Below are 16,328 nucleotides of genomic sequence, written 5' to 3' on the forward strand. Positions count from 1 at the left end.
GCCACCCAAAGCATGCAGCAATGCTGACAGTGAACCATATAGTCTGCTTTTAGCTGACTGCTGCCGCAGCAGCTACACCTTTTTCGGAATAAAGCCCCTGCGTCTTCGCCATTTTCCGGGCAATCAATGGTGCCGTCCACAATGATGGCAACAGTACCAGCGACACCGGTACCGCTGTCACAACAATGAACGACTGCAGAGCCGATACACCACCATCGCCCACTGAAATCAGCAGTGCTGCCACAACGCCCATGATAATGCCCCAGAAGATTCGTACAGACGACTGTGGACTGTCATGACCGGTCATTACCATGGAAATGGAGTACGTCATGGAGTCGCCGGTAGTCGCCACAAACAATGTGGTTAACAGCAAAAAGAGTACAGATATCACTGTTCCCATGGGTAACTGCTGGGTAATGGCAATCAGCGCCGCGGGCATATTCAAACCGGTGAAAGGCTCTGAAATGACGCCCGGATCTACCATCTCAAACTGCAGACCACTGCCGCCAATAATCGTAAACCAGAAGCAGGTAATGACCGGAGCCACCACAGAGATCATCAGTACCATTTGACGAATGGTACGGCCACGGGAAATACGTGCCACAAACATAGCCATCAACGGGCCATAACCCAGGAACCAGCCCCAGAAGAATACGGTCCACCAGCTCAGCCACTCGGTATCACCACGAAAGGTAGCCATCTGGGCAAAGTTTTCCAGATACAGGGCAAAACCGTTAAAAAAGCCTTCAAAAATAAACGCCGTCGGACCAAAAATCAGTATGTAGGTAATCAGCAAACCGGAAAGGACAATGTTTGTCCGGCTTAAAATCTGAATGCCCTTGTTTACACCACTGATAGCAGACAGTGTATAGATAGCAATCAGTACCGCCAGAATCATCAGCTGTGTCGCGAACGTATCAGGAATACCAAACAGCGCCTCAAGCCCAAAACTGACCTGCAAACCCAGAAAGCCAATAGGACCCACGGTTCCGGCCACCACCGCGATTACGCACAAAGCATCAACGGCTGCCGCTGCCCGGCTGTTCATAATTTTATTGCCGAAAACAGGATAGAGCAGCGTACGAGGTTTCAGAGGCAGACCTTTCTCATAATGGAGATACATATAAACGATCCCGGTCAGGCTACCCAGTATCGCCCAGGCCAGAAACCCCCAATGCATAAAGCTTTGTGCCAGTGCCTGATAGGCTGCGTCTGTCGTACCGGCATCGCCACCAAACAACGGCGGCGGAGCAACAAAATGCGCCATGGGCTCTGCCGCTGCCCAGAACACACCACCACCGGCCAGAAGCGTACACATCAAAATAGACAACCATTTGAAGGTGGGTATCTCGGGTGTTTTCAGCCCACCCAGTACCACAGACCCCGTGCGCCCGACTGCCAGCACCAGCGCAATAATAAACGTCAACAACAACAACGCCTGCCAGTATGCGCCAAAGTAATGAGTTGCCGCCGCAAAGGCGTTATTGACCCAGCCTGTCACCAGCCCAAGATCATACAGCGCCAGAACAGCAAACAGCAGCAGTGCCCCGCCACTGATCATAAACACTGGCAGGTCAACACCTTCCAGCCATTTGGGCTTCATGGGCTTGTCTATACAGACAGCGTTGGAATTTAAAGCAATATCGCTCATATTTACTCGTTGGTTTTTAAGTATTCTAAAATTCGGTCTGCCAGAAATGAGGTCTTACACTGCGCACGGATACCGTATACTCGCGTTCAGGGAGTATAGTGGTGAATTAGCAGTAGACGAGTAGCCTCGGCAATAAGGCAGCGATCAATGATTCGGATGGGATAGCAACATCAGCAGGCTGCTGAAGTTCGCAGGGGGAAACTTTGCCGAAAACCGACAACAGACAGCTCTCACCAGAACCTGTTAACGGTTCGGGTTCAGAGATCAGAAATCTGTCTCGGGTGCATAAGATCAGGAAGGATGGGCAATAAAAGCCTGAATTAGAAATTAAAATAACTCATGTTACGCACCCCTTCATCGACTGAAGTTTCTGGAACGATGATTTCAATGCAGTGAGATAAAGCTTTGCCCGCAACTCAAAATGGTTTAAATCAAGCTTATTAGCCAGCACCTCGAGACGAAATGCCGAATATATCGACATAAACAGATGATTACTCTGCGTCAAAACTGTATAAGTCGGTGACTTGGCCATTGACGCATTAGATTTGAGTGTTTTATGGAAGACTTCAACTTTCCACCGTTTTTTGTAGATCGCCTTCAAAGCCTCTGCGTCACACTCAAGATCACTGCATATCAGATAGAGAATGCCCTTACTGCCATCTTTGTTTGTAAAGACCTGCCGGAACAGCAGAACGGGGAAGTCCACGCCTGCAATCCAGCCTTTGATAGGCTTTTCTTCTGAGAAATCAATGGAATCTATGCGCTGTGAGCGCCCCCGACTTTTATCTTCCTCACTCAGCGAAACCTTCCGGTTTGACTTGCTGGCCATGACAAAATGCTTATCGCATTCGTGTCGTATATACAGCATGTTGTCGTTAGAACAGAACCAGCTATCTGCCAGCACGTAACGAAATTTGAGCTGATTATCACAGCAAACTTTCAGCATCTCCCGAAAGTCTTCGTTCTTGGTGGTTTCAGCCTTGCGTTTAACTTTTTTAGTTTTTACGTCGGAGTATTGAATAGGCTTTTCGATAAGCTTGTAGGCCACGGGAATAGAGATATCACCGACATGGTAAACAAAGTTGAGAAGGTTGATACCTTTTACCGAACGACCAAAGGTGTGATCAAAGTGCCATGCAATCAGGTCGTTCTCATCAGTGTAGAGTTTCTCCTGAATAGTGTCGTCGGCAATAAGTACTCCATCATCGCGCTCTTCCTGACGCACAACGGCTTTAACATGGTGCCAAAGAGTCTTACTGTCGAAGTGATTACGGGACAGAAGGCGTGTTACCTGATCATGGCTGTATGCGCCGTCCAGCAAAGATGACAGCTGTGTAGCTGTCGTTTTGCCGAATGAGGACAGCAGGTAATCGCTATACAGCTCAAACAGCTCTGTGTTCATGCTCTAAAGCATGGCAGATTTTTCTGGGTGCGTAACATGAGTAAAATAACAATGCGCCGGCAGCCAGACAAAATAAGTGGATCTTCATAGTGCTATCACCTGTAAACTTCACCATTCTGGCGAGGGTTGTGAATACCAAGAAGATCTTAAACTGCCCTGGCACTGTCTGCGACTGCCCTAACAGCAGCCCTGAAGGCCGAGTATATTAAAGGATTTTGACCAAAAAACAAAGGTGACCCGACACCTACCACAATATCGAGCCACCTCCTGACCGTTTCCGGTCGTGGCACTGCTTACAGTGAAGCAGCTGTAAAACCCGGCTTCATAGTATCACTCAGAAAACAATCCCCTATCGTCAAAAACCGTAGATAAACCTGTCAAAATCGTTCAGTCTGCACGAACTTTCCCTCAAACCACTCCGCCATACCTGCATATAAAGTCATACACAAATCACTCCAAACTCCTTGCCCTTCGGTGATGAAATGGTTTTATGGTAATTACACGATAACAATACAACCAATCGACCAGACAACTGCAAAAAACCTTTACGCCTTCCCTGCTGTTTTTCATAATCAACGATTAACCTCATTCAACTTGTAAGCCCCTGCTGACAAACAGGCTTACCTGCTTATCGGAGTCAGGATTGAACCCCACCCGAGACATTCCCGCGCTGGTCAGCGAGATTCTGACCAGCGGACAGAAAATTCAGTTACAACCGGCAGACCTTGCCTTTCTGGCAGCACTACGGTTCTGGAAAGATCAGGAATCCCAGCCCGAGTTCAGTGAAGAAGAGCTGCATCTGGTGTTTGAAACCGTTGACCGTCAGGATCTCGGTGCTCTGGAAGACAGCCGGCAACGACGTTGTAACGACACACTCCGCCGGTTGCTGGAACAGCACCTGCTGATCTGCCTGGAAAGCGGAGGAAAACGCCCACACGCCTACTTGTTACCACCCGTGTCAGAACAGATCGTTGAATCCATCTGCACCGGACTGGATGCCTCTCAAACCGCGCTGCGAACATTGTTCACAACGGTTGCCGGGCATTTGCAGGAGATTCACGAGGCCGCCCGACAGGACGGTAATGACCAGTTCTGGAAACTTCAGATCGAAGCACCACTGGACATCACAGTACGTCAACTGGTCACGGCCATCGACCACCGCCAGCGCCAGCTTGATACCGAAGCCATTACCACTCGAAAAGAAGTGGTTTCACTGTTAAAACACGATTGGCAAAACGCCATTGCGCGGTGTGAAGCCCTTCTGGTTGACACACAGGAACGCCTGCAGGATCTGCAACAATTACTCTTGGCTTCCTGTCATGAACTCCGACAACTGCTGGAAAGCATTGGACAACATTGCGAAAAAGCACAGCGGCTATCAGCAGTGCAGTCCGTTGTCCGGTTGGAGCACCATCTGGATCGTATTGAACACTGGAGCAGTGAGCGGCTGGAACACTGGGAAAACTTCCACCAGCGAACCCATCAATACCTGCGTCAGTTTATCAATATGGACGAACGCAAAGCCCTGATGGAGCGCACTCTGGATGCCCTTCAGCGCTACGATCAACACCCCTGGCACTTGCGCTGTGCCGGCGATGAACCACTGATCCGACTGCGTGAAATCGAAACGTTCAGTCGCCAACAAGACAACACCGGCATCATTTATGAAGACGACACCATGACGGAAATGGATGATCTGGATGCCCTGAAGGAAGAGGTGGTCTGCTGGCTGAGAAACCTTGTAGACGACAAGGGCTATCTGCCCAGTTATGAAGAAGCCATGTCACAGCTAGCCGGTGAAATCCCCGTTTACCGCCTGCACCAGTCGGCTGGCTGGCTGTTTGAAGCGATGACACGACTGGGTAGCCAGCAGGACAGCAAAAAGATACCTGACACGGTCTGGCATGAAATTCTGGCCGGCTTTGAAGTAGAAAGCCTGACTCTTGACCGCCACAAGACCCCAGAAAACGAATACAGAGAATCTGCCCTTGAACATTGAGCATACATTGGCTGAGAGTCAGAAAGACTCGCCCTATAACAACCTCGCTGACATTATAAACGACGACCTGTTTGCCGAACTGGACAGCCGCCTTCGCCGCGGTGAACATATCGACAACCGTCACACCCACTTTTACGCCATGCTGCAAAATGGCGAACACTGGCTGATGCAGCACTACCGTCGCTACGGTGTCGATCTGGTCAGAGCACAGGAAGACTTTTACTATCTGCGCCCCAATCTGGGCAGTAAAAACCTGATTCGCTCCCGCAAAATAGACGAACTTGGCATGTTACTGGGGCAGCTGCTGGCACTGTACCATCTGGACCCTGAACAACTGGAAGGCAGTGGCTGGATTACCGCAGATGCCATTTACGAACGCTTGCGCCTTCTGATCGATGAAGAACGACTGGCAAAACTGCTGGATCGGAAAAAACTCGACACCCAGCTGGATCGCGACAAAGGCATGGAGGTCCTGAAACGCTCCCTGCGACAACTGGCACGACTGGGCATGATTCGTCTGGAAGGTATTCGTGCCGACCAGATTCAGACCCAGTCTCCCCTGATGCGTTTTATTGAGCCAGTGCGTTCAGCAGCTCTGACCCGTGAAGCACTGGAACAACTGGTGGCCACCGGCAGTGTTTGTCTGGAAGCTGACGATGAAATCGCAGACGACGACCAACCTGCAACAGCATCAACCAAACAGCAACAGCAAACGACAGAACCGGAAGCACAGCAGGAAGTCACTGAAGGCGGCAGCAAATGAGCCAGAACCCAAAACGTACAACGATTAAAAGCCTGACGCTGGTCAACTTCAAGGGCATCTTCTTCAAAACCCTGTCCATGCACTACCTGATGAGTAACCTGATAGGTCATAACGGTGCAGGCAAAACCACAGTAATGGGAGCCCTGCTGATCAACCGGGTACCCGACAATCGTCTTATACGTCTGCGTAACAATTCGGACAGCGGCTCCGATCGCAGCGACAATGGCGTCTGGGGCCGGATTGATCAGGGCGTTTGTTATACAGTTGTTGATTATGAACGTTACGACGGTCAACGTGTTATTGCTGTCGTGCAACTGAAACGACTGGGCAAGCCCAGAGTTGAAATCAAGCTGTCTGCGATCACCGGCATTGATCACGACCTTCCGGTACGAGACCTGCTGATGAAACCAACTGGCGAAGGACGTTATGAACCACTTGAAGGCAAAGCCCTGAAGCAACACATTGCATTACTGGGCGGTCATCACGAAAGTTTTAAATCTCTCGGCCTTTACATGGCCTGGCAGTTTGACCAGCGTATTCTGCCACGCCGCATGGACAGCAGTCAGGATCGTCAACGTTACTATCGAATGCTGGAAACCAGCCTGTATGGCGGCCTTTCCTCAGAGCTGCAAAAAGGCCTTCGGGATTACCTTCTACCCTCCGACAATCATGTCCGCACTTCGGTCAGCTCCATGCAGAACGCACTGCAGGAAACCCGAAATACACGACAACAGATCGATTCAAGCCGAAGCAAGCGGGAGTTCATTAAAACCCTACTCGAATCCAGCTACGCTCTGGGAGAAAACACTCTGGCACTGGCAGAGCAACGTCACAACCAGTTGCAACAACAACTTCGTCAGGCTCGTCAGGAGCAGGACCATCTGGAATTTCAACTGGCTGCCGGTCAGCAACAGATTGAAGCACTGGAGCAGCAGTCAGAACAACAGAATGAGACCCGGGAACAGCTGCAACAGCAAGAGCAAGTACTGCGAAACAGTGTCGAACAGTCCCGAGAACTGGATCGCCTGCACACCGAACTTGAGCAACTGGGAGATGAAACGACCCAACTCAGGGAGCACCTGCAGGAACAGTACGGTCACCAGGCCCTGCTGAATGAACAAAAGCAGCAACAGTCCAATGTCGTTCATCAGTTAGATGAAGACCTGAACAGTCTGGTCAAACAATTATCGGATGCCAAAGCGGCTTATTCTGAAGAACTGAGAAAAGCCGGTCTCTATCAGGAAGCCGTTCGCAGCCTGGATGAATCCCGCGAATTACTCAACGAACCTACGCTAGATAGCGAAAACCTGACTCACTTCCTGCAATCCATTGTCACTGAGCAGGACAATCTGCAGGATCATTACCACCACCAGCAACCCATGCTGAAACAGATGGAACGTATTCGTCAGCAGTTTGATCAGGCCAGAAGCATCTTACATACTTTTGATGCCAACAATGACCAGACAATCACAGACGATACGATTTCCTCGCTGACAGATCAGTGGTTGCAGTCCGGGCGAGAAAAACGCCAGCTTGTCAGCCAGAAAGCACAACTTCGTCAACAGCACCTGACACTGAAGCAACAAGAACAACGTCGTCAATCCCTGCTGGACGAGATGAAAAAGCTGCCAGATTTATGGCAAAGCTCACTCAAGGACGAAGACAGCTGGCAGGCCACCCTGGCACAGGCCAATGAGCAGCAGTCTGAACAAATCGCGTTAAAAGAAACCTGTGACTTCCAGCTGCAGGACAACCGCGTGCGTGAAATACAGCTTCGCAATGAGCTGAAACAAGCGACAGAGAACCACCGACAGTGGTCAGACTTTCAGCAGTTGTATGAAGCGTTTCAGGGATTATTGCCTGAACAGGCTTTAACACAAACTAAAGACCTCAGTCAGGCCCGTCAGTACATTAGCTCAGAACAACAACACCTGAACCGGCTTGATTTACAGCAAGAGACTCGTCTCGCCACAACCCGCCAGCACCTGCGGGGACTGGAGCAACTGGAATCAGAAGACGATTCTCAGCTGCAACGTCTGGCAGAACTGACCGGTGGGGAAATTGTCAGTCGCTACTTTGATGACGATGATATTTCCATGGAGGAAGCCGCATGGCTGGAAGCCAAGATGGGGCCGCTGCGTCAAGCTCTGATGGTCAGGGATATTGAAGCTGCCGCTAGTATTATTCGCAATGAAACCGAAAGGCCAGAACATGTCTGGCTGATACAGGGATCAGCTGGCGACAGCTTCAGTGAAGATGACTTTATTACTGCACCCATCGATCAACCGGAAGACGGCAACATTCTCGTTAACCTGTCTGATCGAATAGCCCGAGTCAGCAAAGAACCCGAGTTCCCGACCATTGGCCGACTGGCAAGAGAGAATCAACGACAGAGACTGATTGATCAGGAAGAACAACTACTGGATGAGCGACAGGCTCTGGCGGTCAAGCGCAAACAGTTGCAACAGGCCAGTGACCTTCTGGATCAGCTGGCAGGTGTCAGCCGCTGGCTGGATCAAAGCGAACCACCGGTTCGCAAACTGGAAGAGCAGCTTGAAACCGTGGAGAACACGCTTCACACACTCAATCATCAAAACAACCAGCTTCAACAGCACCTGAATAACCTGCTACCCGTCATTCAGTTTCTGGAATATCGCCAGCCTGATGCCAGCCTGCTCAGTACTGCGCCCCTGAAAGATCATCTGACGTCTATTGAACAACAGCTGGAACAGATTCATCAGGCTGATGACTGGCTGGCACAGTTTAATGACTCGCTGAATCAGCTGGAACAGCTGCGACTCTATCTTGAGCAAGCTCCTGTCAGCAATCTTGAGCAACAACGGCAGAAGCTCAGTGAAATGCAGTCCAGAATCAGCCTGCTGAGCAAACAGAAAGATCAGCTGCAAAGCACAGAACAAAAGCTGCCCTATTTACGCCACAAGGAATCGGAGTCCCGTAAAAACAGCACCAGCGATATACAACTGAAGATCAGGACAGAGTGGGAAGAAAAAGACTCCCGCAAGCGTTTCCAGCAGCAGGAGCTGGATCAACTGAATGGACAACTGCAGGCGCTTGACAGAAACATTGCCACGGATGAAGAAATCATCAAACGCAATGAAGGTCAGATCCTGCTGAAGCACAATCAGATAAAAGGAATTAACCTGGAGTGGTCCTCTACTCTGGTCGATGAACATCAGGATGCGCTTGAGCTGCTGCTTACCCAAAAAAGCGACCATGATCGTTCAACTCAGCACCTTGCCACAGAGCTGGCTAACCAGAAGCTTCAACAAAAGCAATGTGAAGAACAGGTAGCGACTACCCAATCAAAGCTGAAAACACTGGAACCTGCCAGCAACCATGCTACTGAAGACTGGAACAGCCTGCTTGAATGTGCTCGTGAAACCGGCCTTTATAATCGTCTTTATAAACAGCACCTTCAGGAAAATGACACTGACTTTCTGGTCAATCACATTGCCAACGCCCGGGCCAGCTTACAGAATGCATTGAAATCGGAGAGCCATTCGGCACTGTACCAACAAATTCAGTCCGCAGAAGCTGGCAACCTGCCCCAGCTGTTTAATTTGGTTTCTGCGACACAAATATTGCTGAACGAGCGAATGGACAAGAGTCTGGCAACCGCTGATGATCCATTAGAAGCTCTGAACCAGCTGGAAAATCATTTAACCAAACTGGAAACCCGGCTGGGTGATGCTGAAAGTCGTTTTCTGGCAGAAAGTGACAGCATGGGTCGTCATATTGAACAGAAAATCAATATGCAACGACGGCAGATTATGCAACTCAACTCCGCACTGTCGAGCGTGCATTTTGGTACGATCCGATCAATCAAAGTCGAGCTTGAAGTAATCGAAACCCATGAAAAGGTTCTGAACGCTCTGCAAAACCGCTTTTACGGCGACCTGTTCAGACAGTCCGATCTGAGTATCGAAGACGCCCTTGCGGAAATCTTTAAAAAAGAAACCGGCGGTACGATTACGGGCGAAAGACTGCTGGATTATCGGGAATACATTCGCCTTAAAGTCTTGATTAAACGAGCGGGCAGTTCACAGTTTGAACCCGCCAACCCAACCAACCTGTCTACCGGTGAAGCCATTGGCACCGGTCTTGCTGTACTGACCATGGTGCTGCACTCATGGGAAGTCGCTACACAACGCAATCACCAGAAAGGACACTGCGCCAACCGCCTGCTGTTTCTGGATGAGGCTGCCCGTCTTGATGCTCGGGCATTAGCAACATTGGAAGAACTGTGTGAAAACCAGTCTCTGCAACTACTGATTGGCGCACCGGATAATGTGCAACCCAAAAATGGCGTCACCTATCGTATGGTTCGCTTAATGGAGCCTCATGAGCATGTTATTTTCTCGGCGGTCAGAGGCAAACTGCCGAAGGTAGAAGTCGCCTGATAAAAACATTTCCGGCTGATCGCTTAGCGGTCAGCTGGAAGCCATGCCACATGGGTTTTATTCAAATCAGACACAACGAAAAAAGCCCTGCTAATTTCTTAGCCCGGATATTTCATAAACAAGCAGCAACTACCATCCCATCCTCTTAATTTTGGACTTTTCCGCAAGCCTGTTGCTCTGTTAACCATGTGAAAGACATTGCAGCCCATACTTGCTTACAGATTAGACGCTAATCAACGAATCCTGCTATTTCAGGATAACGGAAAGCCCCAAGGCTCTTTCATCTGGTTGCTATGTACCTTGATTGAGTCTTATGAAAGTTGCTACCCCGGTCGAAGTATCGGCATCTGGTAAAAGACTTCTGTCACATGCTGCAAAAGCCTCTTGAATGGGCAGCTACGCGGCAGATGAAGTTTAATTCGGTCTTTATATTCAACCACTTTGACTGCAACTTTACAGAGCTTCATGATCACCGTTGATGGCTGCGCTTTTTCCAGCTCCGTACCTTTCAAAGTCTTGGTTCTTAACTCATAGTGCAAAACATAAGCGGCACAGGCATAAAACATTCTCAAATGGTTAGCCAAAAAGCCCTGATCGGACAATCTGTCGCCGGACAGATCACTTTTCAGATGTTTGATGAAGTTCTCATCCTGTCCTCTTGGACAGTAAAGCTCTTCATAAATTACCTCTGGAGAAGCTTCCTTCATCGACGTCACAATGAAACGAGGGTTGTCGCCTTTTTGGTTGACCTCCGCCTTGTAAATTATCCGGGTATCGAGACCTTTCCAGCTCTTGGCCTGGTATTCTGCTTCCCCGTAAAGTCTGAGCCGATCAGGTTCTGGCATGTTGTTCAGTCTTGCCAGCTCAGTCTTGACCTTCAGAGCTTGACGCGCTTCATCCAACAACTCTTTGGCTTTTGGCCGCAAAGCCGTTTTGTGGCCTGCACCTTTGCCCAGGACATAATCCGAATGAGGGGCATTCTGAACCACCCACATTAACTCCGGTTGAGCGAAGTGGCTGTCTCCCCGAACCAGTAGATGGGTTTTCGGCCACTTTTTCCGAAGCAGCCGAATGACCCGTTCGAGAATGGCTGCATTTTCCTTGCCCGTTGGGGTTTTCCCCGGACGAAGAATCGCCGTAATCAGCTTGCCGCTGAGTCCCTCAAAAATCATCAGGGGCAAGTAGCAGTAGTCCTGATATTTGGCATTAAACAGGTTCATCTGCTGGCCACCATGAGTAATGGCCGGTGTATGATCAAGATCGATAACGATCACCGGAGGTGGCAGCTTGTAACTGCTGATAAAGTGATGCACAAATGCTTCAGCCATCCTGTAAATGTCGGAGCGGGTCATAGATTGTCCCAGCCGGGTAAAAGTGGGCGCTGATGCGAGATGGTTATCGCTGTCCAACGGATTGCGACCAGTGGCCAGTTTGAACATAGGGTCTTTACGCAAACGGTTACTGTCGTTGGCATCTTCATAGCCGCAGGCCATTTGCAGAACCCGCTGAACCAGAAGTTCTTTCAGGGAGTGGTCGATATAGGATTGATGGCGTCTGTCATTGATGGCATCAGTCATTTTGCAGATAAGACCGCTCTGCAGAATGGTTTCCCGTAGCAGCAGAGTGCCAAAGTCAGAAGATAACTCCCCACCATTGAAGTCTGCCCGGATGGTTTTTCCATTTGAGGGATGAAAACGAAGCTGTTCTTGTGTAGATTTGGGCATGGCAAGTTCCGGTTTGCTTCTTCCGAAGCTTTCTTTTGTTCGACCCAATTATATCAAGTGATTGGGCGGAACTTGCCTCCTTTTATGAAATATTCGGGTTAGCAGGGCTTTCCAATATGGCGCGCTCGGGAGGATTCGAACCTCCGACCGCCTGGTTCGTAGCCAGGTACTCTATCCAGCTGAGCTACGAGCGCGCGAATTTTTTTCATTTAAGCAATCTGGCGGTGAGGGAGGGATTCGAACCCTCGATACGCGTTAACGTATACACGCTTTCCAGGCGTGCTCCTTCAGCCACTCGGACACCTCACCGTTTTGCTGTTCGCCTCAGCAGCGAACGAGGCGTAATGTATAGAAACGACGATCAGTTCACAACCACATTTCGTTAAAATGCGGAAAATAACTAGACACGCGTTTTAGAGGCAACCAGTTGATATTGCTATTAAAAATATCTTTTAACAAATCATTGGTCTATGGAAAGCCCGTCTTGTGCAACGGAAACAACACTGATTTAATGCGCTTTCATTTGCCCAAAGGTTGCTGCCCGCAGTTCAATGAATGTCTTAACCAGTACTCCCGTTGCCCACTCTGACACTGTTCACAGAATGCCAGAGTATGCTCCTGAGACTCTGGATCAATACGATCTTCAGATCTGGCACAGCCGTTATCACTGCCCACTGCACACCTGGTTATCACAGGCCAGAGTCAAAACGAACAGCAACTCGATAACCTGCTATTTCATTCTTTATATTGAGTATCGGGACTTCAGCCGCGCCAGCCGCTATAGCGAATTCAGTTTTAACTCTCTGGAAGAAGCTCTCAGGTTTCGTTCAGAGCGGGCCGAGACGATTGAACTGAAAAGCATCAGTCCCAAAATGACCAGCCGCTACCCCATTATACCAATTCCGCTTTCTAAATGTGACTATGAGCAAGTCATTCTGGGTCGCGGTACAATACCCTAAAGGGCATAAAGGCGGAACGACGAGTAATAGCCAGCTATTGCGAGGAGTTCCAACGCAGCTACCGTGATTCAGAATGGCTGCGCAATTCATGTTTAGAAAGTGGAATTGGTATTAAACCCTTACCGGATAAACCCTCTTTTTAGAATGAAGAACCGGGCTGACTAAGAAATGTCAGCTCTTCCGGAGTGCTTTCCCTGCCGAGAATCTCATTGCGATGTGGGTAGCGCCCGAATCGCTGCACAATGCCCTGATGCTTTCTGGCAAAATCCAGTGATCCGGACAGGTATTCCTTTAGTGCCCCGTCAGTCTGTTCCACCAGACGTGCAAACCATTCAACACAGTCATTTTGATCCGACAGTTTTTCGCTGTGCATCAGGGGCATAAAAAAGAAAGTCTGCCACAGGGGTGGCAAATCAGAATAAGCGCCTTCGTTGATACCCTGCTGACAGAGTTCAAGAGCTTTCTGATCATAATAAAAAGACCGGGGGTCTCCACGGTACATATTGCGGGGAAACTGATCCAGACAGATAATGGCAGCTAACCGGCCTTCAGCCTGTTCCGACCATTTATCGCCAAGCTGTTGGTGTACGTCTGTGACCAGTTCGGAAAATCTTGAGGTTATCTCCGCATCGGCCGCCGGGTCTTTATGCCACCAGCGTTTGATTTGCGCCTTTCCCAGTGTTTCACCTGCAAACCAGAAATCCAGAACCTGCTGACTGCTCATTAATGTGTCTCCTGTAAGGGCATCACTTATCCATGGCAAGCACGATTCAGTAAACCATACTTAAACACAATCACTATTGAAATTACTCAGGATGACTCCAAATAGTCATTATCCGTTTCAACTTATCAAACCGGCTATCGAACATCATGACAGACCAGGAACCCATCGATCCAGAAGTTATTTCTGCTGATGAGCAGGATGTAGAAACAGGCACCACACTGGTTCTTCCCGAGCACGCCCTTCCCGATAAACTGTATCTTATCCCTGTATCCAACCGGCCGTTTTTCCCGGCACAGGTACAACCGCTGGTGTTCAGTTCGGAAGACTGGGAAGAAACCCTGCAGCGGGTTAGCCAGAGCCCCCATAAAGTAGTGGGTCTGAGTTATGTCGCAGGCATGCCGGGGGATGGCAGCAAGATCGATCCGGAAGAATTTCCCGAGATGGGCTGCACGGTGAAAATTCACAATGTCGTCGGCGAAGGCGATCAGATTCAGTTTATCGCCCTGGGCATGCAACGTTTCCGTATTAAGCAATGGTTGCGCAAACGCCCGCCTTATCTGGTTCAGGTGGAGTATCCGGATAATGTTCAGGACGACAGCGATGAAATTAAAGCCTATGCACTTGCTCTGATTCAGGCCATTAAAGAGCTGATTCCTCTGAATCCTCTCTACAGCGAAGAACTGAAAAACTATCTGAACCGATTCAGCCCCAAGGATCCTTCTCCACTGGCCGACTTTGCAGCTGCCATCACTACCGCACCCGGACAGGAGTTGCAGGAAGTGCTGGAAACCCTGAAGGTTCAGCGCCGTATGGAAAAAGTGCTGGTACTGATTCGTAAAGAGCAGGAAGTCGCACGACTGCAGGGCGAAATCAATGCCGAAGTGAATCGCAAGATCAGCAAACATCAGCGCGAATTTTTCCTGCGCGAACAGCTGAAAATCATTCAAAAAGAGCTGGGCATTTCCAAGGATGACCGAACTGCTGAAATTGAAACCTTCGAGTCGCGTCTGGAAACCCTTGAAGTCCCCGAAACTGCCCGTAAAAAAATTGACGAAGAACTGAAAAAACTGTCCATTCTGGAAGTGGGTTCACCGGAATACGCCATCTGTCGTAATTATCTGGACTGGGCGACGTCTGTTCCATGGGGACGCTACTCGGAAGACAACCTTGATCTGGACTTTGCCCGCAAAGTGCTGGATGAAGATCACGACGGTCTGGGCGATGTGAAAGACCGGATCATTGAATTTCTGGCAGTGGGTGCTTTCAAAAAAGAGATTTCCGGTTCCATCATGCTACTGGTTGGCCCTCCAGGCGTTGGTAAAACCTCTATTGGGCGGTCAGTCGCCAAATCCCTCGGGCGCAAGTTTTATCGCTTCAGTCTGGGCGGCATGCAGGATGAAGCCGAAATTAAAGGCCATCGTCGTACCTATGTTGGTGCCTTGCCCGGCAAGCTGGTTCAGGCTTTGAAAGAAGTCGATGTTGCCAATCCGGTCATTATGCTGGATGAAATCGACAAGATAGGCGCTTCCTATCGTGGCGATCCTGCCTCGGCGTTGCTGGAAGTACTCGACCCCGAGCAAAACAGTGAATTTCTTGACCACTATCTGGATATGCGCATAGACCTGTCCAAGGTCTTGTTTGTCAGCACCGCCAATCAGCTCGATACCATTCCCGGTCCGTTGCTGGACCGGATGGATACCATTCGCCTGTCCGGTTATATCACTGAAGAAAAGCTGGCCATTGCCAAACACCATCTGTGGCCAAAACTGCTGAAAAAGGCAGGTCTGAAAAAGGCTCAGTTAAAGATCTCCGACGCCACACTCAAAGTCGTGATTGAAGGCTATGCCCGTGAAGCCGGTGTTCGCCATCTGGAGAAACTACTCCAGAAAATCATTCGCAAGGCCGTTGTGGTGCTTCTGAAAGGCAAGCAGAAAAGCCTCAGCGTCACTATCAAAGGTCTTGAAGAGTACCTGGGCGCGCCTTATTTCCGTCAGGAAAAATCCATTGAAGGCGTCGGTGTTGTGACGGGCCTGGCATGGACCTCCATGGGCGGTGCCACCTTGCCCGTAGAAGCCGGGCTGGTTCATCGTCATCGGGCAGGATTCAAACTGACCGGCAAGCTTGGTGATGTGATGAAAGAGTCGGCAGAGATTGCTTACAGTTATGTCTCCAGCCAGACCAGCCAGTTTGGTGCCGACGAAAACTTCTTTGAGAAAGCCTTTATTCATCTGCACGTACCGGAAGGCGCAACACCCAAGGATGGCCCCAGTGCCGGCGTAACCATGGCAACCGCCCTGATATCTCTGGCACAGGGCAAACAACCCAAATCCATTGCCATGACCGGCGAACTGACGCTGACCGGACGCGTTCTGGCCGTTGGAGGCATTCGGGAGAAAGTGATTGCGGCACGCAGGCAAGGCATTTCAGAACTGATCCTGCCTGAGGAAAACCGTCGTGATTACGATGAGCTGCCGGACTACATCCGCAAAGGCATGAAAGTCCATTTCGCCAGCGTTTACGATGATGTTTATCAGATCATGTTTGCCAGAAAAGGCGCTCGCAAGGCAGTAAAGAAGAAAACCAGACGCTAGGGAATCGTCTAAAAATAACTTCCCGATTTGCTGCAATCATCAGCCAGTAATGGCTTGAGGTAAGTGATAGTGAAATACGGAACTTATTTTCAGA

9 protein-coding genes and 2 tRNA genes are annotated in these 16,328 nt (G+C 49.7%); 5 read left to right on the plus strand and 6 right to left on the minus strand.

What is annotated here, in order from left to right; genetic code table 11:
- Positions 1 to 49: 49 nt before the first annotated feature.
- Positions 50 to 1,651: a BCCT family transporter gene (locus EZMO1_RS13880; protein ID WP_051789273.1), complete on the minus strand. Its 1,602-nt coding sequence runs from the start codon at positions 1,649 to 1,651 to the stop codon at positions 50 to 52.
- Between the two features lie 337 nt (positions 1,652 to 1,988).
- Complete coding sequence (locus EZMO1_RS13885; RefSeq protein WP_034873259.1) at positions 1,989 to 3,053, minus strand: IS701 family transposase; 1,065 nt, start codon at positions 3,051 to 3,053, stop codon at positions 1,989 to 1,991.
- 643 nt (positions 3,054 to 3,696) lie between these two features.
- Between EZMO1_RS13885 and EZMO1_RS13890 the strand changes: the two genes are divergently transcribed.
- Genes EZMO1_RS13890 through mukB form a run of 3 tightly spaced genes read left to right on the plus strand, consistent with a single transcriptional unit; the run spans position 3,697 to position 10,236 of the window.
- A complete protein-coding gene (locus EZMO1_RS13890) occupies positions 3,697 to 5,052 on the plus strand; it encodes a hypothetical protein (protein WP_034872798.1) in 1,356 nt (451 codons plus the stop codon).
- A complete protein-coding gene (locus tag EZMO1_RS13895) occupies positions 5,042 to 5,815 on the plus strand; it encodes a chromosome partition protein MukE (RefSeq protein WP_051789272.1) in 774 nt (257 codons plus the stop codon). Before EZMO1_RS13890 ends, EZMO1_RS13895 begins: the two co-directional genes overlap by 11 nt.
- Entirely contained in the window at positions 5,812 to 10,236 is a 4,425-nt protein-coding gene (mukB, locus tag EZMO1_RS13900; protein WP_034872797.1) for a chromosome partition protein MukB, read from the plus strand. Before EZMO1_RS13895 ends, mukB begins: the two co-directional genes overlap by 4 nt.
- Positions 10,237 to 10,559: 323 nt before the next feature.
- On the opposite strand, the gene EZMO1_RS13905 is transcribed toward mukB, so the two are convergent.
- The 3 genes from EZMO1_RS13905 to EZMO1_RS13915 form a co-directional block, all read right to left on the minus strand.
- Positions 10,560 to 11,960, minus strand: coding sequence for an IS1380 family transposase (locus tag EZMO1_RS13905; RefSeq protein ID WP_034873155.1), 1,401 nt, complete (start codon positions 11,958 to 11,960; stop codon positions 10,560 to 10,562).
- Positions 11,961 to 12,077: 117 nt separating this feature from the next.
- A tRNA-Arg gene (locus EZMO1_RS13910) sits at positions 12,078 to 12,154 on the minus strand.
- A gap of 25 nt (positions 12,155 to 12,179) precedes the next feature.
- Positions 12,180 to 12,269: transfer RNA gene (locus tag EZMO1_RS13915), tRNA-Ser, on the minus strand.
- Positions 12,270 to 12,511: 242 nt separating this feature from the next.
- On the opposite strand from EZMO1_RS13915, the gene EZMO1_RS13920 reads away from it, so the two are divergent.
- Positions 12,512 to 12,919, plus strand: a complete 408-nt coding sequence (locus EZMO1_RS13920; protein WP_034872795.1) for a hypothetical protein — start codon at positions 12,512 to 12,514, stop codon at positions 12,917 to 12,919.
- A 139-nt stretch (positions 12,920 to 13,058) separates the two neighbouring features.
- On the opposite strand, the gene EZMO1_RS13925 is transcribed toward EZMO1_RS13920, so the two are convergent.
- Positions 13,059 to 13,643 (minus strand): DUF924 family protein, encoded by a 585-nt coding sequence (locus EZMO1_RS13925; RefSeq protein WP_034872794.1) that lies wholly within the window; start codon positions 13,641 to 13,643, stop codon positions 13,059 to 13,061.
- 146 nt (positions 13,644 to 13,789) lie between these two features.
- On the opposite strand from EZMO1_RS13925, the gene lon reads away from it, so the two are divergent.
- Positions 13,790 to 16,234 carry an endopeptidase La gene (lon, locus tag EZMO1_RS13930; protein WP_051789271.1) on the plus strand — a complete coding sequence of 815 codons (2,445 nt, stop codon included), beginning with the start codon at positions 13,790 to 13,792 and terminating at the stop codon, positions 16,232 to 16,234.
- The last annotated feature ends 94 nt before the right edge of the window (positions 16,235 to 16,328 follow it).

This window comes from Endozoicomonas montiporae CL-33 (genome assembly GCF_001583435.1).
GTDB classification, from domain to species: domain Bacteria; phylum Pseudomonadota; class Gammaproteobacteria; order Pseudomonadales; family Endozoicomonadaceae; genus Endozoicomonas_A; species Endozoicomonas_A montiporae.